Source organism: Micromonospora endolithica (assembly GCF_003626595.1).
Classification (GTDB): domain Bacteria; phylum Actinomycetota; class Actinomycetes; order Mycobacteriales; family Micromonosporaceae; genus Micromonospora; species Micromonospora endolithica.
The window spans coordinates 519,884-543,687 of the sequence record NZ_RBAK01000001.1; the positions used below are offsets into that span (position 1 = coordinate 519,884).

Genomic DNA, 23,804 nt, shown 5'->3' on the forward strand with positions numbered 1-23,804 from the left:
ACGAGCGGGGAGGGCCTTCGGCATTCCCGCTCGCCGTGAGTTCGACCTCGCCGCGTTCCGCAGCCGGTCTCCTCACGGCCGGTGGATCGCGGGCGCCGGATGGATCGCGGCGACCGGGTGGGCGGCCGGGAGATCGACGAGCCGCGAGCGTGCCGCCGCCCCGCCGCCGGTCCGGGCGGGCCGGCGCGGTGCGGGGACACCCGCGCCGGCCCGGGTCACCGCGCGGAGGTCCGCGGCCAGGGCGTCGACCTGGCCACGGGTGACCCCGGGCACGCAGACGACGTGCGACCAGTGCCCTTCGGTGGCCAGCAGCCACTTGCGGGTCACCTCGGCGGGTGGGGTGGCCAGGACCACGGTGAAGGCGTGCGGGTGTCGCCAGGCCGGCCAGCCGATCTCGGTGAGCCGGTCGACCGCGTAGCCGGCCACGTCCCGGGCACGGGCCGCGCGGGCGCGGTGCCCGTCGGTGCCGTAGCCGGCGATGGCGTACCAGAGCAGCGCGGCGGCCTGTCCACAACGGGAGCCGCTGACGGTGGTGTCGAGGGTGGAGGTGTAGGCGATGTGCCGACCCTCGCGGCGGATGCTGTCGCGCATGAGCACCACGCCGCAGGGAATCGGGGTGCCGAGGAACTTGTGCCCGGAGACGGCGAGGCTGTCGGCGCCACCGCCGTCGAGGGTGATCGCGCCGTCGAGGGCCAGGGGAAGACCGGCGAGAGCGCCGTCGACGTGGACATGCCGCCGGTCGACGCCCAGCTCCAGCAGGACCGCCTCGATGCGGTCGGGCCGGTCGACGGCCTCGGTCATCGTCGTCCCGGCGGTGGCCACGACGATCGCCGGTCGGTGGTGCCGTCGCCGGACGAGGGCGGCGAGGTGCCCGTAGTCCATCTCGCCGTGGTCGTCGACGTCGACGACCACGCCGGGGGCGCCGATGATGTCGATGATCTTGCTGATCGAGTAGTGCGCCGACCGGCTGTGGTAGACGATCGCGCCGGGGTGGCGGCCGAGCGCCGCGTGCAGGGCCGCGAGGTTGCCCTCGGTGCCGCCTGCGGTGACGTAGCCCCACCGGTCGCCGGCGGGCAGGGCCACCAGGTCGGCGCACCAGTCGACCACCGCTCGTTCCAGGGACTTGGTGTGCGCGGTGCCGCCCGGGTCGGTGTTCGGATCACCCACGTTGTTGAACAGCCGCCCGAACAGAGGCAGGACCGGGCCGTAGTCGATGTCGACCGCCCCGGGAAAACCGATCGCCGTGGCCTGCCCGGCCGCGGCCCGGGCGAGCAGCGCCCGGACCACCGCCCCCGTGTCGATGCCGCCGGCGTGCAGATCGACCGCGGAGGAGGTGAGGGCGGCCGCGTGCTCGGCGGGGCCGGCGCTCACGCGGTCCGTCCGGAGAGCAGGTGGTCGGCGAGGGTACGGTGCAACGTACCCAGTTGCGCCCACGCCGCCCGCAACGTCTGGTCGCCCTGTTCGGTGAGGTCGGCGTACGGGTTGTACGGCCACCGCTGGCTCGCGTCGAGGCTCTTGTTACTGGTGAACCCGTCGTCGCCCAGACGCCGGCGTGGATTGCGTACCATCCGGAGCGCGGTGCCGTCGCACAGCAGTGCGATGCCCTCGCCGGCCAGGTCGAACACCGACCTCGGCCGCGGCATGTCCGCCGGCTGGCGGCGCACCGCGTCGGCGACGGCGTGCCAGGGCCCGTCCTCACTGTCCAGAGTGCTGATTCCGACCCCCAGATAGCCGGCGTCACGCGGCATGTCGGGGTCGCCGCCGTTGATCAGCGAACCCTCCGGCCCGCGCGGGTCCCACCGCTGGCCCCGGCTCTCCGCCCGGGCGATGTTGCCGGCCGCAGTGCGCGACAGGTCATGCAGCACCTTGGGCAGATCATCGGATTCCGGGCCGGCCAGGAAGAGCCGGGTGGCGATCAGCAGCCGGCACCCGTGGGGCACCTGCCGATCCCCGACGGTGTAGAACAGCACGACACCGTGCGGGCCGAGCGCGTTGCGTCTGCCGAGCCGGTCGAACGCCTCCTGGCAATGTTTGGCGTTGACCCCGCGCAGCCGGGAGGCGACCTGTAGTCGCAGGTCCACCCAGGCGCGCTCGATGGCCGTCGTCTCACCGGGCCGGCCCGCCGGCGGTGGCGCGGCGGCTACCGGCTGGCCGGCCGGCGACCACTGGCCCCGGCCCTCGGTCCCCCACTGCGGGGGCGGTGGCGCGGACGGGCCGGGGCCGGGGCCGGGTTGACCCCGCCAGTCCGAGCCGGGTCCGCCGGACACGGGGTAGGCGCCCGACGGTCCGGTCGGCGGCTGCTCGGCCGGGGACCAGCCGCGGTCGTCGGGGCCGGCGTGGTGCCGGCCCGGAGGTGGCGACATCGAGTAGCTCATCCGTGCCCCCGCACTAGAAGGTGACGCCGACGTCGTCGGGCACCGCGTGGGTGTCCGGACGGCCCCGGCTGATTCCCTGGTAGACGGCCGGCCGCGTCCGCCGCAGGAACCCGGCCCACAGCACGCCACCGACGGCGGCGCCGGCGATGACCAGGGGCAGCAGGTACGGCGTCAGCGAGCCGGGTGCGGCGCCGAGCAGCGACCCGACGTTGCTCACCAGCGCGCCGAGGACGACCAGGCCGAGGAGCACCCCGGCGACGGGTACGAACAGCGATGATCCCGCTCCGGTGCCGGCCAGCATCGTGGTGCGCGCCGCCACCGCCGCGACGGAGGCGGCGATGAGCAGGCACAGGAGTCCAAGTGCGCCCAAGGTGGACAGCCAGGTGAACATGGTCGCCACCGGGTCCGCCCCCATCAACGCGAAGACGGCCACGACCACCACGGCGATCACGGTCTGGAGCACCGATCCCCCGACCGGCGCACTGACCCGGACGCCGCTGCCCGAGCGGGCCAGCGCCGCGGGCAGCACCCCCTCACGGGCCATCGCGAAGGCGTACCGGGCGATGACACTGTGGAAAGCCAGCAGCGACGTCATGATCGCCAGGACCAGCACCAGCTGGGCCAGCGGCGTCATGAACCCGCCGAACTGCCGCTCCAGCACCGCGAACGGCAACCCGCCGTCGGGATCGGCGGCGACCTCGGCGACGCGGTCCGGGCCGGCGGCCACGCCCATCGCCCACGCCGCGACGGCGTAGACGAGGGTCAGCAACAGCACGCTGGCGAAGACCGCTCGGGTGACACCCCGCTCGTCGCGGCTCTCCTCGGAGAAACTGGCCGGGGCGTCGACGCCCATGAGCGCCGCCAGGCACAGGGCGACCGCACCGCCGATCCCGCCGGCGCCCAGCCCCGAGATCGAGAAACCCTCCCAGGAGAGGCTGCCCGTCGCCGGAGCGGACATCGCGGACGTCGTGAACAGAACGACGATGACCAGCGAGCCCGCCAGCACCGTCGCCAGCAGCGCGGTGGACAGCCCGATGGCGCGTACCCCGACCGCGGCCACCAGGACCAGGGCCACCGCGGCCCACACCCACCAGGTGCCACCGACCAGGCCCGCCAGCGTCGCACCGAGCAGCCCGTAGAGGCTGATCTGGATCGCGTTGTACGCCACCAGCGCCACCACGCCGCCGGCCACACCCGACCGCCGGCCCAGGCCACGCGCCAGAATGGCGTAGTACGCCGCGGCGTGCGGCACCTGCCGTGACATGGCCGTGTAACCCACCGCCAGCAGCGCGACCACCCCGCCGACCAGCAGGAACACCAGCGGCACCGTGGTCACCCCGGTCGTGGCGTAGGTCGCGACCATACCGCCGGCCAGCACGACCATCGGGGCTGAAGCCGCCGCGCCGAACAGGCCCATTCCCCACGTGTTCAGAGTCCTGCGGGCCAGCGCCGCCTGTACGTGCGCCGTCATCGCTGAGCCGCCCGGAGGAACGGCGCGCTCGGGAGGCAAGCCGGCGGGACCGGACACGAGTCGCCGCGGAGGGCTCGCGATCGGGTCGGATGGAGCAACGCTCCACAAAGGACATCGGGGGTGGCCGGGCCGTTCAGGCTCAGCATGACGGGTCCTCCAGGAAGTTTCGCGCAGGAGCGCATCGATCACGAGGGGGTGACTGAATGATCACTACGGGTTCGGATCAAGATACTGATGATTGCCCCCGGGTGGCAATCCGCCACCGGCCGTATCCACCGACCCCGTGGGCCGGACCGTTGTCACCCGGGGCGGTCGACAACGGGCCGCCACGCCGGCTGACTACGGTCAACGGCCTGCGGTCGCGGGTAGAGCCGCATCGGCAACCGCGGCCACGGAGGACGTCCGCACGTGTTCGATGAGGGTGATGAGGACTCGCTTGCTGGACTCGCGGTCGCGGACGTCGCACAGCAGCACGGGCGTGCCGGGATCGAGATCGAGTGCCCGCCGCACCTGCTCGGTCGTGTAACGGCGAGCACCGTCGAAGCAGTTGACGGCGACGACGAACGGGGTGCCGCGGGTCTCGAAGTAGTCCAGGGAGGGGAAGCAGTCGGCCAGCCGGCGGGTGTCGGCGAGGACCACGGCGCCGAGCGCGCCGAGGGCGAGTTCGTCCCAGAGGAAGGCGAAGCGGTTCTGACCGGGGGTGCCGAACAGGTACAGCGCGAGGTCGTCGCTGATCGTGATGCGCCCGAAGTCCATGACGACGGTGGTGGTGGTCTTGTCGCCCACCCCGGACGTGTCGTCGACACCGATGCCACGCTCGGAGAGGTCCTCCTCGGTGGTCAGGGCCCGGGTTTCACTCACCGATCCCACGAGCGTCGTCTTGCCGACGCCGAAGCCGCCGGCGATGAGGATCTTGACAGCCGTGGGCACGCGCCGGCCGGCTTGGTCAGAGCGCTCGGAGCCCATTGAGGACCTCCTCCAGGGTGCGGTCGTCGTGGGTGATCACTGGGGGCGCGGGGTCCCAGACCTCGACGAGTCTGCGGACGAGGAGATCCCCCAGCAGCACCCGAACGGCTCCGAGAGGGAGGTCGAGGTGCGCGGACACTTCCGCGACCGACATGAGGTTGCGGCAGAGTTCGAGGATGCCCAGGTGCTCGGGGCTGAGCCCGTGCCGCTGGTCGGGAGGCAGCTGAGTGGTCTGGATCAGGGAGATGAGGTCGAACCGGCCGCTGACCGGATGGGTGCGTCCGCCGGTGACAGCGTACGGGCGCACGACGGGTCCCGGATCATCGTCGATCGGCGCCGGGACGGCACCGTGCCCTGTGGTCATGCCGGCTTACTTCCCTGCGCCGGCGCCGTTGGTGCGCGCGGGTGCGGTGAGGTGCCGCCCGGCCTGCTTGACGAGTTTCGCCATCTCGTAGGCGATGAGGCCGAGATCGGCGTTCTCGGTGGCCAGAACGCCCAGTGAGGCGCCGGAGCCGGCGGCGGTGACGAAGAGATACGTCGACTGCATCTCGATGATGGTCTGCTGGACGGGCCCGCCACCGAATCGGCTGCTGGCCCCTCGGGCGAGGCTCTGCACGCCGGAGGCGAGTGCGGCGAGGTGCTCGGCGTCGTCTCGGCTCATGGTGCTGGAGAAGGCCAGGAGCAGCCCGTCGTTGGACAACACGATCGCCTTGTCGACTTCTCGGACCCGGGTGACCAGATCGTTGAGCAGCCAGGCCAGGTCGGTGTTCACGGCGTTGGTCATGTGCGCGTCTCTTTCGAGGGGTGGGGTCAACTGCCGACGGGGGTGGAGGTGCCGTCGCCGTCCTGGTCGTTGTCTGCGCCGGCGGCCCGGCCTCGGCGGGTGCCGTCCTGAAAGGCGCTGATCTTCTGGCGAACGGCCTCCGGGTCCCGCTCGGGAGTGGGGGTGGCCGGGAGTGCCGTGGCCTCGACGGCCTGCGGCGCCCGGCGGACCCGCTGCGGCAGCCCGGTGTCCGTCACACCGTCAGCGACCCCGTCGGGCGCGGTCGGTGTCGGCTCCGACACGACGGTTGCCGGGGTCTGCTGGGTCGCGACGACCGCGGTGGAGGGTTGAGCCGGGGCCTGGCCGGAGTCCGCCGCGGGCTGTCGTGCTCCGACGATGGCGAGGGCCTGGGTGTCCGCCTGCGGACCGCGCAACCCGGCGTTCGTGTTGGTGGTGGGAGAGTCGGTGACGAGGTCGCTGGGGAAGAGCACCACCGCCGTGGTGCCACCGTACGCCGACTCCTTGAGATGCACGCGCGCGCCGAGGCGCGCGGCGAGGCGGGCCACCACGAACAGGCCGAGCTGCGGGTTGTCGGACAGGCGGAATCCGTCCGGGGAGGCGAGGCGCGCGTTGGCCGCGGCGAGGCCCTCCGGGTCCATGCCGAGTCCGCGGTCCTCGACCTCGACGGCGTACCCGTTGGCGACGGCCTGGCCGGTGACGTGGACGGGCGTGGTCGGCGGGGAGAACGACAGCCCGTTCTCGATGAGTTCGGCGAGCAGGTGGGTGGCGTCGGCGACCGCGCGTCCGGCCAGGCCGGCGTCGGCCATGGGCAGGACGGAGACGCGGGTGTAGTCCTCGACCTCGGCGACGGCTCCGCGTACCACGTCGAGGATCGGGATGTCGCGCTTCCAGGTCCGCGGCGAGGTTGCCCCGGTGAGCACGATCAGGTTCTCGGCGTTACGGCGCATCCGGGTGGCGAGGTGGTCGATGTCGAACAGCCGCTCCAGCGTCGCGGCGTCGTCCTCCTGACGCTGCATCTCGGTGAGCACGGTCAGCTGCCGGTGCACCAGGCCCTGGGTCCGGCGGGAGATGTTGAGGAACATGGAGTTGACGTCACGACGCAGCTCAGCCTGCTCGACGGCGGCCCGGATCGCGGTGTGCTGGACGTCGTTGAACGCGAGGCCGACCTGGCCGAACTCGTCACGGCCGTAGTCGAGATCCGGCGCTTCGGCGCGCACGTCGACGTGCTCACCCCGGCTGAGCCGCTCGATGACGGTGGGAAGCTTGTCGGTGGCCAGTTCACCCGCGTCCCGACGGAGGCGGTCCATCCGCCGCACGAGGTGCCGCGACGCCAACAGCGACGCCCAGACCATCAGCGCGCCGAGACCGGTGGCGAACAACAGGCGGAGCACGATTCCCACGACCACCGGGACCGCGGCGGCGACCAGGGCGTCACCCCGGGCGAGAATCAGATCGTTGACCGCGTCACGGGCGGCCTGCGAGGTTTCCTGCCAGTCCGCGATGGTCAGGCGGGGGGCCCCGGTCGGGCCCGCCTCGACGACCTGGTCCTCGTACCTTCGCAGGCGCTCGAAGACGTCTCCCGTGGTGAGCTGTCGGAGCGCGACCTGGTCGTCGCCGGACAGCCTCGGACCGGTGTCCTGGATGAGGAAGCGGTAGGTGCCCACCAGCTTGGTGAACTCGGCGTGCTCCGCGGGGCTGATCCGGCCCGCGGTCAGCGCTCCGGTCACCAGGGCGTCCTGCTGGGACATCACCTCCCAGGCCCGCTTGAGGTCGATCAGGTTGGCGGTGGTGTTGGCGATGTGTTCGTCGTCGAGCTGGCCGAGGGATCGCCAGACCTGGAAGATGCTGTCGATCACCTCGGTGTAGCCCGCGATCGCGGTGGCGCGGTCCACGACCGTGTCGTCGACCGGCTTCCGGGTGTCGCCCAGTTGCTCCAGCCGCGCCACCGTGTCCTGGATGAGCTTGTCGCTCTCGTCGCTGCCGGCGAGACGTGCCTGCCACCGCTGGGACTGCTCGACGAAAGAGGCCACCGCACTGTCGGTGGCCTCGCGCGTCTCCTCCAGAGCCCTCCGGTCCCGCACGGCGCTGCCGAGGTAGACCACACTGGCCCGCCGCTCCTGTTGCAGGGCGGCGATCAGCGGTTCACTCGGCTCGTAGACCTTGGCGTTGAGCTCGTTGACCCCGAGCATGTTCGCCCCGTCTCGCAGGGTCATCCACGCGGCGAAGGCCCACAGCAACACCAGTGCCGTGACCAGGAAAGCGACTTGCCTGCGCAGAGTGATCGTGCGGGAGCCCATCACACCGTCCCCGTGGAGAAGAAATTCGGGATCGCTCGCGCGGGCCGGCTCCCGCTGCTGAGAGTCGCTGCTCGTGAGCGCGCAGAAACGGTAGCAGCGCCCGTTGCGTCCCTCAAGGTCGCCCGGATCGACGACTGTCCTACCTGCACCTCTCGGATTCCCTACCGACGTGGAACAAGGTCGACCGCCACGTCACCCTTCGGCCGCAGCGACACCGACACCGCCGGCCGGATCGGACGAGCGGTAGCCACCCGAACGGCGAAGCGGCTCAGGATGGCGGCCGCCGCCAGCGCCGCCTCGATGAAGAAGAAGGCCTGACCCAGGCAACGATGCACCCCACCCGCGAAGGGGAAGTACGCGTAGGGGTGGCGCCCACGCTGGGCGCCCGGGGCGAAGCGCTCCGGGTCGAAACGGGCCGGGTCAGGCCACAGCTCCGGCAGCCGGTGAGTCAGGTAGGGACTGAGCACCACGGTCGCGCCGGCCGGCAGACGTACGCCGCCGAGGGTGTCCGGGGACCGCAGGGTTCGCGGGATCATCCATGCGGGCGGGAAGAGCCGCAGGGACTCCTCCAGCACCATCCGCGTGTAGCGCAGGCCCTTCACCTGCTCGGCGGTCACCGGTCCGTCGCCGACGACGGCCTCGACCTCGGCGACGATCCGGGCGGCGATGTCGGGGTGCGCGTCGAGCTGGATGAACATCCAGGTGAGGGCGAGAGCGGTGGTCTCCGTCCCGCCGGTGAACAGGCCGACCACGTCGTTGCGGACCTGCCGCACCTCCAACGGCCGACCGTCCGGGCCGGTGGCGTGTGCGAGCATCGACACGACGCCGGGCTGCGGCTTCCGCTGCCGGGCCCGCGCGATGTGCGGCAGGAGGATCGCGTCCACGGTACGGACGGCGCGACCGAAACGGCGGTCCCCGGGTAGCGGAACGCGGTGCGGGACGAACGGCATGGCCAGGCGCGCCTGCATGGATCCGAAGGCGGCGGCGATCTCACGACCCACGGTGTCGGCCTCGTGGCCGGGAATCTGCTCGCCGAGGAACACCCGCCCGAGGACGCGGTGGGTGATCCGCATCATCTCCCCCGCCAGCTCGACAGACTCCCCGCCCGCGGTGCGCGCGGCCAGGTCGTCGACCGCCTCGTTGACGGCCTCCACCATGCCGGGTACCAGCGCGCCGACCGCCTTCGCGGTGAACAGCGGCTCGATGAGGTGCCGGCTGCGTTCCCACCCCGGGCCCTCGGCGCCGATCCCGTCGGTGCCCTGCAACCGTTGCATGGCCGCCCACATCATCCCGTCGCGCAGGTACGTCTCCCGGGAGTTGCGCCACACGTGCTGCACCTGGTCGGGGTTGGTGACGAGATAGGGCTTGAACATGCCCAGGTGCAGTTGGATCATCTCGTCGCCGTAGGTGTCCCGGATGCGGTCGAGCTCGCCGAGAGGGTCCCTGCCGAGCGCGCCGAGGCGGGTGTAGAGGCGGTGGCGGCGGATGGTGGCTTCGGTGCCAACCGTCATGGGGCTCTCCGGAGGGGTAGCGCGGCCAGTGCGGGGGTGCGGGCGGAACCGACTATGTCCGGACCAGCCGGTAGGTCACGTCGGTCAGCTCCTGCGATCGGTTCCAGAGTGTTCGTTGCAACGTCTCGTCCCGGGCCCGCGACCCCAGGTCGACGCGGATCGGCGGCCCGGTCAGCCCCTGCCAGCCGGCCGGGCCGTACACGTCGCCGCCACGGACGTCCGGGTCGACGGCGGCCCGCACCGTGGGCAGGGCCGCCGAGGCGATGTCGTGGGTGAGCCAGTTGGTGCACCACTGTGTCTCCGGGCGCGCGAGCAGGCGCATCCACAGCGGACCGTCACGGGTGATGTCGGTACGCGCTCCCCCGGGATGCGCGGCGACGGACATGACGCTGGCGTTCGCCGCGTCCAACTGGTGCTGCATCTGGTACATGGTGAGCATGTTGGCCAGCTTGCTGTCGCTGTAGGCCTGGAAGGCCCGGTAGCGGCGGGCCCGCCAGTGCAGGTCGTCGAAGTCGATCGCACCCTTGCGCTGGGAGAGGCTGCTGACCCAGACCACCCGGGCGGCCGGCGCGGCGAGCAGCAGCGGCAGCAGGCGGCCGGTCAGTGCGAAGTGTCCGAGATGGTTGATGCCGATGTGCTGCTCGAAGTCGTCGGCGGTCTGTCGCGGCGGACCGACCAGGGTCATCACACCGGCATTGTTGATCAGGACGTCGAGGCGGTCGTGGCGGCGCAGGAGCGCGTCGGCGGCGGAGCTGACCGACGCGAGGGACGCCAGGTCCACGGTCAGCACGCTGACCGATCCGGCCGGGGCCGTCGCGTCGATGGCGGCGGCGGCGGCTTCGGCCTTCGCCTGGTCGCGGCAGGCCAGGACGACCGAGGCGCCGCGCCGGGCGAGCACGGTGGCGGTGGCCCGGCCGATGCCGGTGTTCGCGCCGGTGATCAGAATCGTCTTACCGCTGAGGTCCGGCACCTCGTCGATACCCCAACTCAGCGTAGTGAGATCGCTTCGCACGCCACCACCCTAGGGTCTCGGACCGTTCTGGGTGGCCCCGCCGGAGGCTGGCGGATCACCGCCACGGCGACTCCGGCGGGTGGCGGTCCACTCGCGACGCGAGGTGAGCACGAATCCAGGCGTACCGGGGCGTGCTGTGTCAGGCTCAGGGGCATGGACGACAAGACCATCCTGAACCGGATCTCCGAGTTGGTCGACGAGGAGCACCGGCTGCGCGGCGAAGCGCAGGCCCACGAGACGGGCACCGAGGGCGAGGCCCGGGACCGGCTGCGCGAGCTGGAGGAATCCCTGGACCAGTGCTGGGATCTGCTCCGCCGCCGGCGGGCCGCCCGGCAGGCGCACGGGGATCCCGACGCGCAGGGCGAACGCCCCAAGCCCGCCGTCGAGCGCTACCTCCAGTGACGGCTCTCCCGGGCGGCCGCGGGGCCGCCCGGGAGACCGACGTCAGCGGATCCCCGCCTCCCGCAGCAGCAGCGCGGTCAGCGCGGCCGGGTCGGCCACGGCGGCCGGCAGCCCCCGGGCCGCGAACCAGGACGAGACCACCCGTACGTCCCGCGCCAGGAACTCCGGGCCCTGCGGGTTCGCCACCAGGTCGACCACCTGCGGCAGGTCGATGAGCACCAGCCGTCCCGCGTGCACCAGCAGGTTGTACGGCGACAGGTCGCCGTGGGCGTGGCCGGCACGGGCGAGTACGACCAGCGCGTCGAGAAGCTGGTCCCAGAGGCCCCGCAGCTCCTCCGGGTCCGGTCGGAGCTGGGCCAGCCGGGGCGCGGCGGTGCCCTGCTCGGCGTCGCCGAGGAACTCCAGCATCAGCTCGGTGCCCCGCAGCTGCACGGGGTACGGGACGGTGACGGTGCCGTACCGGGAGCCGATCTCCCAGAGCCGGGCCAGCGCGGCGAACTCCGCCGCCGCCCACTGCCCGGCGATCATGCCCCGGCCGAAGGCGGTACGCCCGGCCATCGCCCGGGTCTCCCGGGAGCGGCGGACCCGGCGCCCCTCCAGGTAGCCGGCGTCCCGGTGGAACTGCCGGTGGTGCGGGTCGCGGTACCGCTTGACGGCCAGCAGGCAGGAGCGGTCGGTGCCGGGTACCGCGCGCCGGACCAGGTGGACGTCGGCCTCCTTGCCGGTCTTGAGCACGCCGAGTTCGGCGTCCTTGGCGGCCAGTTCGGTGACCAGCCAGTCCGGGAACGGCCGCGGGCCGTGCTGGGCGCCGTCCCAGGAGGACCAGTGCTCGCCGGTGTCCGGGTCGGGCTCGTCGTCCGGGTCGACGAGGGCGGGCCGTGCCGGCCCGCGCTTCAGGAACTGTGGTTCGTCGTCGTCGAAGCGGCGCTTGCCGCGGGTGCGGCGCTCGGGCGCCGGAAGATCGTGATCGCGCACGGTGGGGTTGATCCCTTATTCGAGGCTGATGGAGGCAGGTGGAAGCGACCTGCGAAGACGGTCATGACCGACCCCCTCTCCTCGACCGGGCTCGTCGCCCGGGTGCACCTTGCGTCGACCATGCTCGCGGTCCACCGGCCCACCACACAACCGAATTACCGGCGGGACGGGCGGACGCGACCGGTCAGCCGTCGCTCAGGCACCGGGCACCGTGGCGGCACCGCCGGGGCGGTCGCTCAGGCGCCGAGCACCGTGGCGACGGCGGCGATCAGGCCGTCGACGGTGCGGGTGGGCGCGAAGCGGGTGTCGGTCCACGGCCGGCCCCGGTGCAGCCACACGCTGGGCAGGCCGACCGCGGCCGCGCCACCGATGTCCGCCTCCGGGCCGTCGCCGATCACCCAGGCGCCGCGCAGCGGCATCCGTACCCGCTGGGCGGCCAGCGCGAAGATCCGCGGGTTGGGTTTGCTGACTCCGACCTCCTCGGAGATCACCCAGTCCGCGACGTACCGGTCCAGCCCGGTCTGCCGGATCTTGGCGTCCTGCTGGCGTACCGCGCCGTTGGTGACCACCACCGGCACCCAGCCGGCGTCGTCGGCGATCCGCAGCGCGCAGGCGACCAGCGGGTCGAGCCGGGTGTTGGCCGCCACGCCGTCGTGCAGCTCGTCGACCAGGTCGATGGACGGGATCCGCAGCGCGTAGCGGTCCCGGATGGCGTCCGCGACGTCCCACCTGTTGGTCAGCCCGTCCGCGTCGATGGACAGCAGCCACTCGATGTCGGTGGGCGGTGCGCCGATGCCGGCCAGGAACCGCTCACCCCAGGCGCGGAACGGCCCGGCCCGGTCGAGCAGGGTGTTGTCCAGGTCGAACAGGAGCAGCGGCACTCGGGCACCTTACGGGAACAGGGTGTCCGCCCGACAGGGCGCGGGGGCGGAGTTCACCGGCCGTCCGGGCCGTCGATCCGGTTCAGGCCGCCGACGCCGTCCGGGTGCGTCCCTGGTCGGGGAGACGGTCGACGAGCATGGAGTGCGCCTCCCGGGTCGCGGCGAGCGCCGCCGGGTCGAGCGCGACGACCAACACCTCCTCGCCGTCGTCGGCGGCGCGGGCCAGCGGCCGGCCCTCCGGGTCGTACACCGCCGCGCCACCGTTGAACCGCCACGGGTCGGTGCCGCCCACCGCGTTGGCGAACACCACGTACATGGTGTTGTCCAGGGCGCGGGCGGCGTAGTAGAGGTCGCGGCGGTGCGCGGAGCCGGCGAGGTAGCCGCTCGGGCAGAGGTAGCCGTGCGCCCCGTCGTCGGCGGCGGCCCGGCCGTGCTCGGGGAAGCAGCCGTCATAGCAGATGCCGAGGCCGAGCCGCCAGTCCTCGACGAGCAGGGTGGCACCCCGGTCGCCGGGCTGGAACAGCTCCCGTTCCCCGCCCCAGAGCTGCTGCTTGTCGTAGCCGACCCGGACCGTACCGGTCCGGTCGACCAGCAGGGACGAGATGGTCCGGCGACCGTCCGGGTGGCGGACCGCCGCGCCGACCACCACCGCCGTACCGCCGTCCCGGGCCGCCGCGCACAGCGGCGCGAGGCGGGGGTCGTCGACCCGCCCGTCGGGGTCGGCCGCCACGTCGGTGCCGGCGGGGTCGGCGGCGAGGGTCGGCGGATGGTACGCGGGCAGAAACAGCTCCGGCAGTACGGTCACCCGGGCACCCCGGTCGGCGGCCCGGCGGACCAGCCGGGCGGCGGTGCGCGCGTTGCCGGCCACCGCGCCGGGCACCGGCTCGGCCTGCACCGCGGCGACGGTCAGGGTGGTGCCGGGAACGACGGCGGGGGGTGGGCGCACCGGCCGATCCTAACCGGACGGGCGTCGCCGGACGCTATCCAAGCCGTACGTACGGTTTGCCTGACGCGGGGTGACCTGACACGATCTACCCGTGCCCAGAGTAAGTCAGGACCAGCTCGACGCGCGCCGACAGGAGATCCTGGCCGCCGCGCGGGCGTGTTTCGCCCGGCACGGCTACGAGGGCGCCACCGTACGCCGGCTCGAAGAGGCCACCGGGCTGTCCCGGGGCGCGATCTTCCACCACTTCCGGGACAAGGACTCGCTCTTCCTGGCGGTCGCCGAGGACGACGCCGCCGTCATGGTGGAGACGGTCGCCCGCAACGGACTGGTCCAGGTCATGCGCGACCTGCTGGGCCGGGCCACGTCCCCGGACACCGCCGGCTGGCTCGGCAGCCAGTTGGAGGTGTCCCGCCGGCTCCGGACCGATCCGGCGTTCGCCCGCCGATGGGCCGAACGGTCCGCCGCGATCGCCGAGGCGACCCGGGACCGGTTGGTCCGGCAACGGGACGCGGGAGTGCTGCGCGAGGACGTACCGATCGCGGTGCTGGCCCAGTTTCTCGAACTCGCCTACGACGGCCTGGTGCTGCACCTGGCCATGGGCCGCCCCGCCGACGACCTGGGCCCGGTGCTCGACCTCGTCGAGGAGGCGGTCCGCCGCCGCTGAGCCGCGGTACGTCTCGGGTTGGTAACTCGACCCTCGGGCCGACTCCGGTGTGGCGTCCCGGTTCCACAATGAGGCGGCGATTCTCCTCGTCCGACAGGAGCAGTCATGACCGTACTCGCCGCAACGGGCGACACCTGGGGCATTTCCAGTCCCGCCTTCCTCGGCCTCTACCTGCTGGCGGCCCTGGTGACCGTCGCCGGCACCCTGGTCCACCGCTCCCGGATCCTCGCCGGTCAGCGCGGCCTCGCCGCCGACCAGCTCGGCCCGCAGCAGGTGGCCTACCTCAACGGCGGCGACCAGGTCGCCGTCCTGACCGCCCTCGGCGGCCTGCGCGGCAGTGGTGCGGTGGGCGTACGCCCCGACCGGCTGCTGACCGTCGGCGGCCAGCTGCCCTCCGGTGTCACCCCACTGGACCAGGCGGTCTACCACGCCGCCCGGCGCAACCTGCGCTCCCGCGACCTGGGACGCGACGAGTGGGTCGGCCGCGCGCTGACCGAGCTGCGGGAAGGGCTCCAGCGGCAGGGGCTGGCGCTCTCCCCGGACCAGCGCAGGTCCGCCCGGCGCGGATCCCGGGTGCTGTTCGGGCTGCTCGCGCTCGGCATGTTCCGGACGATCGCCGGGCTGAGCAACGGCCGGCCGGTCGGCTTCCTGGTGATCGCGCTCGTCGCCGTGGCCGGCGCCGCGCTGCTGCTCGGCCGGGTGCCGTGGCGTACCCGGGCCGCCGACGCCGCGCTGCGGGACCTGCGCCGCCGCAACGCCCACCTCGCGCCCGCGTCCGCCCCGGCCTACGCCACGTACGGCCCGGCCGGCGCCGCGATGGGGGTGGCCCTCTTCGGTGCCGCGTCGCTGTGGGCGCTCGACCCGGGCTTCGCCGAGCAGGCCGAGATCCAGCGCCAGGCGACGGCGAGCAGCGGTGGCGCCTCGTGCGGCGGCGGCAGCTCGTGCGGGGGCGGCAGCTCCGACGGCGGTGGCGGGGGCGGCGGCTGCGGTGGGGGCGGGTGCGGCGGATGACCCCTCCGCACGGCGTGGGCATCGGCTGGCGTACCGAGATCGCGGGTTTCGTCGCCGGTCTGCCCGGGCTGCGGTTCGTGGAGGTGGTGGCCGAGTCGGTGCCGGCGGACGGCCCGCTGCCGGACGGCCTGGTGGCCCTGCGGGAGCGGGACGTCGCCGTCGTACCGCACGGGGTGCGGCTCTCCCTCGGCGGCGCCGAGCCGGTCGAACCGGCCCGGGTCGCGCACCTCGCGTCGGTGGCCCGACGGCTGGACGCGCCGCTGGTCAGTGAGCACATCGCCTTCGTCCGGGCCGGCGGCCGGGAGGCCGGCCACCTGCTGCCGCTGCCGCGCAGCCGGGGGGCCGTCGACGCGACCTGCGCGAACGTGGCCCGGGCGCAGGCCGAGCTGCCGGTGCCGATCGCGCTGGAGCCGATCGCCGCGCTGTTCGACTGGCCGGACGACGAGCTGGACGAGGCCGAATTCCTGACCGAGATCCTCGACCGGACCGGCGCGCTGCTCCTGCTCGACGTGGCCAACGTGTACGCCAACGCCCGCAACCGGGGCACCGACCCACTCGCGCTGCTCGACCGGCTGCCGCTGGACCGGATCGCGTACCTGCACGTGGCGGGCGGCGCCGAGCACGGCGGCTTCTATCACGACACGCACACCCACCCGGTGCCGTCGCCGGTGCTCGACCTGCTGGGCGAGCTGTGCGCCCGGCACCGCCCGCCGGCGCTGCTGCTGGAGCGGGACGGGCACTACCCGCCCGCGCCGGAGCTGCGCGCCGAGCTGGACGCCCTCGCCGGCGTGTCCGGGTACCCGGTGGTCACGTGAACGGCGACGAGGCCGCCGCGGCCGGTCACCCGGCGAGTCACCCGAGCGGTGACCTGGCCGCCCGACAGGCCGCGCTGGTGGCGGCGCTGGTCGCCGGCGGGCCGGCCCCGGTCGGCTTCGACCCGGCGGCGCTGGACGCCGCCCGTTCCGCCCTGCTGCGCAAACGCGCCGGCGAGGTGGCCCGGCACTGGCCGCTGCTCGCCGCCGGCCTCGGCGCCGACTGGCCGGCCACCTTCGTCCGGTGGGCGGCCGGCCGGCCCACCGCCGGATCGCTGCGCGACGGCTGGGACCTGGCCCGCGAGCTGCGCGACCGGGGCACGCTGCCACCACTGGGCGCCGAGGAGTTGGCCGTGCGCGAGGCCGTCGACCGCTATGACGGGCACCGGCCGCCGCGCCACCGCCGGCTGCCGGGTTGGGGACGCGCCGGCGGCGCCGTCGCGATTCAGTTCGCCGGCCGGGTACGCCTCCTGACCCCCGCCCCCCGCTGAACCCCGCACCCCGTGGGCGGGTGACGCGGAACGGGGGCGGGCGGTGGGGCAGGATCGCACCATGGATCTCGGACTGACCGACCGGGTGTACGTGCTGACCGGCGCCTCCCGGGGCCCCGGCTTCGCCGCCGCGCGTTGCCTGGTCGACGACGGGGCGAGGGTGGTGCTCTCCGCCCGGCACGACGACGCGGTGGCCGCCGCGGTACGGGAGCTCGGCGGACCGGAGCGGGCCGTGGGGTTGACCGCTGACCTGGCCGACCCGGAGACGCCGGAGCGGCTGGTCGCCGGGGCGCGCGAGCACTTCGGCCGGCTGGACGGGGCGCTGGTGTCGGTCGGCGGGCCACCGCCGGGCAGTGCCGCCTTTGTCGACGACGAGGGCTGGCGGCGGTCCTTCGAGACGATCTTCCTCGGCACGGTTCGGGTGGTCCGGACGGTCGCCGGTGTCCTGGCCGGCGGCCAGGGGGGCGCGATCGGTCTGGTCCTGTCCACCTCGGCCCGGTCGCCGGTATCGGGTCTGGGTATCTCCAACGGTCTGCGCCCCGGCCTGGTCGGGATGGCCAAGGACGTCGCCGACGAGTACGGCCCCCGGAATGTCCGGGTGGTGGGGCTGCTGCCCGGGCGGATCGGGACCGACCGCAGCGAGGCGTTGTTCGCCGCCGCCGACGATCCTGACCGGGCGCGCGCCGAGGCCACAGCGGGCATCCCGCTGCGCCGGATCGGCGAGCCGGCGGAGTTCGGCCGGGTGGCCGCGTTCGTCCTCTCCCCCGCCGCCGGCTACCTGACCGGGATCACCATCCCGGTCGACGGCGGCGCACTGCGGAGCCTGTGATGCCCGCCGACGGCCGGCACGATTCGACCGGACACGGATCGACCAGGCGCGCCGTACCGGCGAAGACATACCCCCGGCCCAGCCGGGAGGACCTCGCGGCGGCGGCGGAGCGCACCCTGCCCGACGTGATCGCGCCGGGCCTGGACGTGCTCTTCGTCGGCATCAACCCGGGACTGTGGTCGGCCGCCACCGGCTGGCACTTCGCCCGTCCGGGCAACCGGTTCTGGCCGGCGCTGCACCGGGGCGGGTTCACGCCCCGGCTGCTGCACCCCAGCGAACAGGACGACCTGCCCGGGTACGGGCTGGGGATCACCAACATGGTGGCGCGGGCCAGTGCCCGGGCCGACGAGCTGACCCCCGCCGAACTGGTCGACGGGGCCGAGGTGCTCACCGGCAAGGTGCGGCGGTACCGGCCCCGGTGGGTCGCCGTGGTCGGGGTGACCGCCTACCGGATCGGGTTCGCCCGGCCGAAGGCCACGTTCGGTCCGCAGCCGGAACCGCTGGCCGGCGCCCGGCTGTGGGTGCTGCCGAACCCCAGTGGGCTGAACGCGCACTTCACCCCGGAGACCCTCGGAGCCGCCTTCGCCGAGCTGCGGGCCGCCACCGGGTGACCGCGGGGCCGGGCGGGCCGGTCAGTTCGACGCGGCCGGGGGCAGAGCGTCGTCGGGGACGTAGGAACGCATCGGCAGGGTCACCGGTTCCGGGCCGGTCGCGTCGACGTACGGGGTCGGCGAGTCGGCGACCGCGAACTGGGTGCGGTACAACTCGGCGTACAGCCCGCCCACGGCGACCAGTTCGTCGTGCCGGCCTCGCTCGACGATCCGGCCCTCGTCGAGCACGATGATCTGGTCGGCGTCCCGGACCGTGGAGAGCCGGTGCGCGATGACCAGCGCGGTACGCCCGGTCAGCGCCACCGACAGGGCCCGCTGCACCGCCGCCTCGCTCTCCGAGTCGAGGTGCGCGGTCGCCTCGTCGAGGATCACGATCGACGGGGCCTTGAGCAGCAGCCGGGCGATCGCGATGCGCTGCTTCTCGCCGCCGGAGAAGCGGTAGCCGCGCTCACCGACGGTGGTGTCCAGTCCGTCGGGCAGCGCGCGGACCAGGTCGGCGACCTGCGCGCCGGCCAGCGCGGCCCAGATCTCGTCGTCGGTGGCGTCCGGCTTCGCGTACCGGAGGTTCTCGGCGATGGTCTCGTGGAACAGGTGCGAGTCCTGGGTGACCACGCCGATCTCGTCGCGCAGCGAGTCCAGGGTGGCGTCGCGCACGTCGACGCCGCCGACCAGCACCTGCCCGTCGGTCACGTCGTAGATCCGCGAGATCAGCATGGACAGCGTCGACTTGCCGGCGCCGGAGGGGCCGACCAGGGCGACCATCTGGCCCGGTTCGACGCCGAAGGAGACCCCCCGCAACACCGGTTCGTTGACGGTGCGGTCCAGCGTGGCGACCTCCTCGAGGCTGGCCAGGGAGATCTCGGCGGCGCTCGGGTAACGGAAGTAGACGTCGCGGAACTCCACCCGGCCGTTGGCCCGGGGCACCGGGGTCGCGTCCGGCTTCTCCTCGATGCCGGGCCTGAGGTCGAGCACCTCGAAGACCCGGTCGAAGGAGACCAGCGCGCTCATCACGTCCACCCGGACGTTGGACAGCGCGGTCAACGGGCCGTAGAGGCGGGTGAGCAGCAGCGCGAGGGTGACGACCGTGCCGGCGCTGACGTTGCCGGTCACCGCGAGCCAGCCGCCGAGCCCGTAGGTGAGTGCCTGGGCCAGCGAGGCGACCAGCAGCATGGCGACGAAGAAGGTGCGCGAGTACATCGCCGACTGAATGCCGATGTCGCGGACCCGCTCGGCCCGGTCGCCGAACCGCCGGGCCTCGACGTCCGGACGGCCGAACAGCTTGACCAGCAGGGCACCGGCGACACCGAAGCGCTCGGTCATCGTCGCGTTCATCTTCGCGTCGAGGTCGTACGACTCCCGGGTGATCTCGGCCAGCCGCTTGCCCACCCGGCGGGCGGGGATGATGAAGATCGGCAGCAGCACCAGCGACAGGGCGGTGATCTGCCACGAGAGGGTGAACATCACCGCGGCGGTGAGCACCAGCTGGATGACGTTGCTGACCACCCCGGAGAGGGTGGACGTGAAGGCGCGCTGCGCGCCCATCACGTCGTTATTGAGCCGGCTGACCAGGGCGCCGGTCTGGGTGCGGGTGAAGAACTGCAACGGCATCCGCTGCACGTGGTCGTAGACCCGGGTCCGCAGGTCCAGGATGATGCCCTCGCCGATGCGGGCGGAATACCACCGCTGGGCCAGCGACAGCATCGCGTCGGCCACCGCCAGCGCGGCGATGACCAGGGCGAGCCGGACCACCGCGCCACCGGCGTCGGAGCCGCCGTCGTTGATCGCGTTGATCACCCGGCCGGCCAGCACCGGGGTGGCGACGCCGATGATCGCGGCCAGCACCACCGTCACCAGGAAGACCACGATGTCGCGCCGGTAGGGCCGGGCGAAGGCCACGATCCGCCGGGCGACGCCGCGCTTGAGCCGGTGGGAGGAGATCTCGTCGCGGTTGCGCATCGACCGGAGCATGCTCCACCCGGCCATGCCACCGCCGGACATCGGGTGGGACACACGCACCTCCGGGATCGTCGGGCCGACCACACCGCCAGGTCGATTCTCCCGACGCCTGTGACAACCTCCGTCGCGGCCCGACTCTTCCCGAACGGTCCCCGCTATTCGCCGCGCCCGGCGAGATCGCGCAGCCGCCGGGTCTGTGCCTCCCGCTCAGCCCGCTGCTGGTCGGCCGCGGACCGGCCGACCGCGCCGGCGATCAGGGCCTTGATCTCCACCACCGCGTTCCGGTTGCCGGCGAGCAGGCCGGCGGTCAGGTCGCGGACGGCGACGTCCAGCTCCGCGTTCGGTACGACGAGGGTGGCCAGCCCGATCCGGTCCGCCTCGACGGCGTCCATCCGCCGGCCGGTGGCACAGATCTCCAGGGCACGGGAGTAACCGACGAGGTCGACGAGGCGCTTGGTGCCGGCCAGGTCGGGAACCAGCCCGAGGGTGACCTCGGCCATCGAGAGCTTGGCGTCCTCGGCCAGGACCCGCAGGTCACAGGCGAGTGCCAGTTGCAGGCCGGCGCCGATGGCGTGCCCCTGCACCGCGGCCACCGAGATGACGTCCGGGCGGTGCAGCCAGGTGAAGCCGGCCTGGAACTCTGCGATCGCGTCGGCGCACTCCTGCTCGGGCAGGGTGGCCAAGTCGGCGAACGAGCCCGGTCCGGAGGCACCGGCCACCGAGAGGTCGAGGCCGGCGGAGAACGCCCGCCCCTCGCCACGCACCACCACGACGCGCACGTCGCCGGGGAGATCCCGGGAGAAGTCGGCCATGGCGCGCCACATCGCCGGGGTCTGGGCGTTGAGAACGTCGGGCCGGCACAACGTGACCGTCGCGACCGGCCCGTCACATTCCAGCCGTACCCCGGTCGCCTCGGCGGTCACCGGGCGGCCCGGGGCGCGGCGCTGGTGGACGACGCTGGTGGGCGGGTCACGCCTTCTTGCGGCGCCGGGCGCCGCCGCGCTGCCGCAGCTGCACCCCGGACTCGGTGAGCACCCGGTGGATGAACCCGTAGGATCGTCCGGTCGAGGCCGCGAGAGCGCGGATGCTCTCACCGCCGGTGTACCGCTTTACCAGGTCCTTGGCGAGCGTCTGACGCTCGGCTCCGACGATCCGGCGACCCTTCTCAGTGCTGGTGGCTGTGCCGGTGGCTGCCATACTGTGTCCTCACGTCCCAGACTGTGCGGTTCGGATACGGTCCCACCTATTAGACCGCCTCGGACGATCATGCGCCAGATATCAACTCTTCGCCAACCGACACGCTATGCGATGTCAGCTTCCCGATACAGTGATGCCGACGACCGGCCCACCCCGCCGGCGACGCCGTCCCGCCGGGCACGCTCCCGCCGGACCGTACGCTTCGGGTCATGATCGACCTGTTGGGCACCGCGGCCGGCGCGGCCGTGGTGTTCGCCGCCACCGATGTCGACGACATCGTCATCCTGACCCTGTTCTTCGTCGCCGCCCGCACCACCGGACGGCCCCGCACCGGGCAGATCGTCGCCGGGCAGTACCTCGGCATCGGCGCGCTGGTGCTGGCCAGCGCGGTGGTCGCGGCCGGGCTGCTGGTGGTCCCGGACCCGTGGACCGGCCTGCTCGGCCTGCTGCCGATCGCGCTGGGCATCCGCGCGTCGCGGGACTCCGACGGCGACGAGACTCCGGCCGTGGTCACCGGCACGCTCGGCGTGGCCGGTGTGACGATCGCCAACGGCGCCGACAACGTGGCCGTCTACGTGCCGGTGTTCCGGGCCCTCGGCCCGGCGGACAGCGCGGTCTTCCTGCTCGTGTTCGTGGTGCTGATCGCGCTGTGGTGCGCGGCGGCGGCCTGGCTCGGCGGACACCCCCGGGTGACCCGGCTGGTCCAGCGCGCCGGTCACCGGCTGGTCCCGGCGATCTTCATCGCCATCGGCATGGTGATCCTGGTCGGCTCCGGCGTGGTCGGCCACCTGCTCGACCTGCTTGGCTGACGCTCGGGCTCGACCCGGCCCGCCGACGCCTCGGGCTGACCCGGTCCGCTGACACCTCAGGCGAGTTCGACCAGTTCCAGGAGGTCGTCACTCCAGGCGTCCTCGTCACCGTCGGGCAGCAGGATCGCCCGGTCCGGCTTGAGCGCCAGGACCGCGCCCGGGTCGTGGGTGACCAGTACGATCGCGCCGGGATAACGGGCGATCGCGTCGAGCACCTGCTCCCGGCTGACCGGGTCCAGGTTGTTCGTCGGCTCGTCGAGCAGGAGCACGTTGGCGCCGGAGCAGACCAGGGTGGCCAGCGCCAACCGGGTCTTCTCCCCGCCGGAGAGCACCCCCGCCGGCTTGTCCACGTCCTCGCCGGAGAACAGGAACGCGCCCAGGATCTTCCGCAGGTCGGTGTCGGTCTGGTCCGCGGCGGCGCTGCGCATGTGCTCCAGGATGGTCCGCTCCACGTCCAGCGTCTCGTGCTCCTGGGCGTAGTAGCCCAGCCGCAGGCCGTGGCCCGGGTGCACCGCGCCGGTGTCCGGCTCCAGCAGACCGCCCAGCATCCGCAACAGGGTGGTCTTGCCGGCGCCGTTGAGCCCGAGGATCGCCACCCGGGAGCCCCGGTCGACCGCGACGTCCACGTCGGTGAAGATCTCCAACGACCCGTACGACTTGGACAGGCCGGTGGCGGTCAGCGGCGTCTTGCCGCACGGCGCCGGGTTGGGGAAGCGCACCTTGGCGACCCGGTCGGCGACGCGTACCTCGTCCAGGCCGGCGATCAGCTTCTCGGCCCGGCGGGCCATGTTCTGCGCGGCGACCGTCTTGGTGGCCTTGGCCCGCATCTTGTCCGCCTGCGCCATCAGCGCGCCGGCCTTCTTCTCGGCGTTGGCCCGCTCCCGTCGCCGGCGCCGCTCGTCGGTCTCCCGCGCCTCCAGGTACGCCTTCCAGCCGAGGTTGTAGACGTCGACCACGGAGCGGGTGGCGTCCAGGAACCAGACCTTGTTGACCACCGACTCCAGCAGCGACCCGTCGTGCGAGATCACGATCAGGCCGCCCTTGTGGTTGGCGAGGAAGCCGCGCAGCCAGGTGATCGAGTCGGCGTCGAGGTGGTTGGTGGGCTCGTCGAGCAGCAGGATGCCGCCGCCGTTCTCGCCCGCGTCGCGGAACAGGATCCGGGCCAGCTCGATGCGCCGGCGCTGACCGCCGGACAGGGTGCCGATGGTCTGCGCGAGGGCCCGGTCGGGCAGACCGAGGTTCGCGCAGATCCGGGCGGCCTCCGCCTCGGCGGCGTACCCGCCAAGGGCGGCGAACTGGTCCTCCAGCGCGCCGTAGCGACGGACCAGCTTGTCGTCGGGGTCCTCGGCCAGCCGGGCCTCGACCTCCTTCATCTGGGCCATCAGTACGTCCAGGCCCCGGGCGGAGAGCACCCGGTCCCGTCCGGTGGCCTCCAGGTCGCCGGTCCGCGGGTCCTGCGGGAGGTAGCCGATGGCGCTGCGCCGGTCGATCTGGCCCGCGTACGGCTGTCCTTCCCCGGCGAGCACCTTCAGCGTGGTGGTCTTGCCGGCACCGTTACGGCCGACCAGGCCGATGCGGTCACCCGGCTGTACCCGCAGGGTGGTGTCGGACAGCAGGATGCGGGAGCCGGCACGGAGTTCCAGGCCGCTGGCAGTGATCATCTCGACGGACTCGCTCTCGGGGTCTGGAAGGGCTGACTCAGGCACGCGAAAGCGCCGGCGGACGCGGTGGGTCCGTCGGCGCGGGGCGGTTCAGCCTTCGCAGAGCAGCACCCGACAAGTGTACCGGGCGCCCCGTGGCCGTT

The 23,804-nt window shown here is 73.1% G+C and carries 24 protein-coding genes; 8 read left to right on the top strand and 16 right to left on the bottom strand.

All coding sequences use genetic code 11. The features are described 5' to 3' along the window. Nucleotides 1-72: 72 nt before the first annotated feature. The 9 genes from D7223_RS02285 to D7223_RS02325 form a co-directional block, all read right to left on the bottom strand. Nucleotides 73-1,371, bottom strand: coding sequence for a histidine decarboxylase (locus D7223_RS02285; protein WP_420330285.1), 1,299 nt, complete (start codon nucleotides 1,369-1,371; stop codon nucleotides 73-75). After that, the gene (locus D7223_RS02290; RefSeq protein WP_238161503.1) at nucleotides 1,368-2,375 is read right to left on the bottom strand and encodes a hypothetical protein; all 1,008 of its coding nucleotides are present in this window, start codon (nucleotides 2,373-2,375) and stop codon (nucleotides 1,368-1,370) included. The genes D7223_RS02285 and D7223_RS02290 overlap by 4 nt, the downstream gene beginning before the upstream one ends. Nucleotides 2,376-2,388: 13 nt before the next feature. Beyond that, the gene (locus D7223_RS02295) at nucleotides 2,389-3,846 is read right to left on the bottom strand and encodes an APC family permease (RefSeq protein ID WP_120724248.1); all 1,458 of its coding nucleotides are present in this window, start codon (nucleotides 3,844-3,846) and stop codon (nucleotides 2,389-2,391) included. A gap of 345 nt (nucleotides 3,847-4,191) precedes the next feature. After that, the gene (locus D7223_RS02300) at nucleotides 4,192-4,812 is read right to left on the bottom strand and encodes a GTP-binding protein (protein WP_120724250.1); all 621 of its coding nucleotides are present in this window, start codon (nucleotides 4,810-4,812) and stop codon (nucleotides 4,192-4,194) included. Next, nucleotides 4,793-5,176 (bottom strand): DUF742 domain-containing protein, encoded by a 384-nt coding sequence (locus D7223_RS02305; RefSeq protein ID WP_120724252.1) that lies wholly within the window; start codon nucleotides 5,174-5,176, stop codon nucleotides 4,793-4,795. Before D7223_RS02305 ends, D7223_RS02300 begins: the two co-directional genes overlap by 20 nt. Nucleotides 5,177-5,182: 6 nt before the next feature. Then, nucleotides 5,183-5,596 (bottom strand): roadblock/LC7 domain-containing protein, encoded by a 414-nt coding sequence (locus tag D7223_RS02310; protein WP_120724254.1) that lies wholly within the window; start codon nucleotides 5,594-5,596, stop codon nucleotides 5,183-5,185. A 26-nt stretch (nucleotides 5,597-5,622) separates the two neighbouring features. Then, a complete protein-coding gene (locus tag D7223_RS02315) occupies nucleotides 5,623-7,893 on the bottom strand; it encodes a sensor histidine kinase (RefSeq protein WP_120724256.1) in 2,271 nt (756 codons plus the stop codon). Between the two features lie 161 nt (nucleotides 7,894-8,054). Continuing rightward, complete coding sequence (locus tag D7223_RS02320; RefSeq protein ID WP_120724258.1) at nucleotides 8,055-9,404, bottom strand: cytochrome P450; 1,350 nt, start codon at nucleotides 9,402-9,404, stop codon at nucleotides 8,055-8,057. Between the two features lie 52 nt (nucleotides 9,405-9,456). Beyond that, the gene (locus tag D7223_RS02325) at nucleotides 9,457-10,416 is read right to left on the bottom strand and encodes an oxidoreductase (RefSeq protein WP_120724260.1); all 960 of its coding nucleotides are present in this window, start codon (nucleotides 10,414-10,416) and stop codon (nucleotides 9,457-9,459) included. Between the two features lie 153 nt (nucleotides 10,417-10,569). On the opposite strand from D7223_RS02325, the gene D7223_RS02330 reads away from it, so the two are divergent. Further along, nucleotides 10,570-10,818 (top strand): DUF2630 family protein, encoded by a 249-nt coding sequence (locus D7223_RS02330; protein ID WP_120724262.1) that lies wholly within the window; start codon nucleotides 10,570-10,572, stop codon nucleotides 10,816-10,818. Nucleotides 10,819-10,860: 42 nt separating this feature from the next. On the opposite strand, the gene D7223_RS02335 is transcribed toward D7223_RS02330, so the two are convergent. The 3 genes from D7223_RS02335 to D7223_RS02345 all read right to left on the bottom strand — a co-directional run bounded on the left by D7223_RS02335 (nucleotide 10,861) and on the right by D7223_RS02345 (nucleotide 13,620). Further along, complete coding sequence (locus tag D7223_RS02335; protein WP_120724265.1) at nucleotides 10,861-11,793, bottom strand: RIO1 family regulatory kinase/ATPase domain-containing protein; 933 nt, start codon at nucleotides 11,791-11,793, stop codon at nucleotides 10,861-10,863. 236 nt (nucleotides 11,794-12,029) lie between these two features. After that, complete coding sequence (locus tag D7223_RS02340; RefSeq protein WP_120724267.1) at nucleotides 12,030-12,674, bottom strand: HAD family hydrolase; 645 nt, start codon at nucleotides 12,672-12,674, stop codon at nucleotides 12,030-12,032. An 82-nt stretch (nucleotides 12,675-12,756) separates the two neighbouring features. Further along, nucleotides 12,757-13,620, bottom strand: coding sequence for a carbon-nitrogen hydrolase family protein (locus D7223_RS02345; protein WP_238161504.1), 864 nt, complete (start codon nucleotides 13,618-13,620; stop codon nucleotides 12,757-12,759). Between the two features lie 91 nt (nucleotides 13,621-13,711). Here D7223_RS02345 and D7223_RS02350 point away from each other — a divergent pair, with 91 nt between their 5' ends. From D7223_RS02350 to mug, 6 genes are all read left to right on the top strand, one after another. After that, nucleotides 13,712-14,284 (top strand): TetR/AcrR family transcriptional regulator, encoded by a 573-nt coding sequence (locus D7223_RS02350; RefSeq protein ID WP_120724269.1) that lies wholly within the window; start codon nucleotides 13,712-13,714, stop codon nucleotides 14,282-14,284. A gap of 105 nt (nucleotides 14,285-14,389) precedes the next feature. Further along, complete coding sequence (locus D7223_RS02355) at nucleotides 14,390-15,295, top strand: TIGR04222 domain-containing membrane protein (RefSeq protein ID WP_120724271.1); 906 nt, start codon at nucleotides 14,390-14,392, stop codon at nucleotides 15,293-15,295. Then, complete coding sequence (locus tag D7223_RS02360) at nucleotides 15,292-16,110, top strand: MbnB/TglH/ChrH family RiPP precursor modification enzyme (RefSeq protein ID WP_120725657.1); 819 nt, start codon at nucleotides 15,292-15,294, stop codon at nucleotides 16,108-16,110. The genes D7223_RS02355 and D7223_RS02360 overlap by 4 nt, the downstream gene beginning before the upstream one ends. Continuing rightward, nucleotides 16,107-16,598, top strand: a complete 492-nt coding sequence (locus D7223_RS02365; RefSeq protein ID WP_120724273.1) for an SCO6045 C-terminal-like domain-containing protein — start codon at nucleotides 16,107-16,109, stop codon at nucleotides 16,596-16,598. Before D7223_RS02360 ends, D7223_RS02365 begins: the two co-directional genes overlap by 4 nt. A 61-nt stretch (nucleotides 16,599-16,659) precedes the next feature. Then, nucleotides 16,660-17,427, top strand: a complete 768-nt coding sequence (locus D7223_RS02370) for an SDR family oxidoreductase (protein WP_120724275.1) — start codon at nucleotides 16,660-16,662, stop codon at nucleotides 17,425-17,427. After that, nucleotides 17,427-18,038 carry a G/U mismatch-specific DNA glycosylase gene (mug, locus tag D7223_RS02375; RefSeq protein WP_120724277.1) on the top strand — a complete coding sequence of 204 codons (612 nt, stop codon included), beginning with the start codon at nucleotides 17,427-17,429 and terminating at the stop codon, nucleotides 18,036-18,038. The genes D7223_RS02370 and mug overlap by 1 nt, the downstream gene beginning before the upstream one ends. A 21-nt stretch (nucleotides 18,039-18,059) precedes the next feature. Here mug and D7223_RS02380 read toward each other — a convergent pair whose 3' ends face one another. The 3 genes from D7223_RS02380 to D7223_RS02390 all read right to left on the bottom strand — a co-directional run bounded on the left by D7223_RS02380 (nucleotide 18,060) and on the right by D7223_RS02390 (nucleotide 21,191). Beyond that, nucleotides 18,060-20,036: an ABC transporter ATP-binding protein gene (locus tag D7223_RS02380; RefSeq protein WP_120725660.1), complete on the bottom strand. Its 1,977-nt coding sequence runs from the start codon at nucleotides 20,034-20,036 to the stop codon at nucleotides 18,060-18,062. 113 nt (nucleotides 20,037-20,149) lie between these two features. Beyond that, entirely contained in the window at nucleotides 20,150-20,917 is a 768-nt protein-coding gene (locus D7223_RS02385) for an enoyl-CoA hydratase/isomerase family protein (RefSeq protein ID WP_120724280.1), read from the bottom strand. 46 nt (nucleotides 20,918-20,963) lie between these two features. Then, on the bottom strand, nucleotides 20,964-21,191 hold the full coding sequence (locus D7223_RS02390) for a helix-turn-helix domain-containing protein (protein ID WP_007072022.1): 228 nt from the start codon (nucleotides 21,189-21,191) through the stop codon (nucleotides 20,964-20,966). A 209-nt stretch (nucleotides 21,192-21,400) separates the two neighbouring features. On the opposite strand from D7223_RS02390, the gene D7223_RS02395 reads away from it, so the two are divergent. Next, nucleotides 21,401-22,000 carry a cadmium resistance transporter gene (locus D7223_RS02395; RefSeq protein WP_120724282.1) on the top strand — a complete coding sequence of 200 codons (600 nt, stop codon included), beginning with the start codon at nucleotides 21,401-21,403 and terminating at the stop codon, nucleotides 21,998-22,000. Between the two features lie 56 nt (nucleotides 22,001-22,056). On the opposite strand, the gene D7223_RS02400 is transcribed toward D7223_RS02395, so the two are convergent. Beyond that, entirely contained in the window at nucleotides 22,057-23,661 is a 1,605-nt protein-coding gene (locus tag D7223_RS02400) for an ABC-F family ATP-binding cassette domain-containing protein (RefSeq protein WP_120724284.1), read from the bottom strand. Nucleotides 23,662-23,804 lie beyond the last annotated feature (143 nt).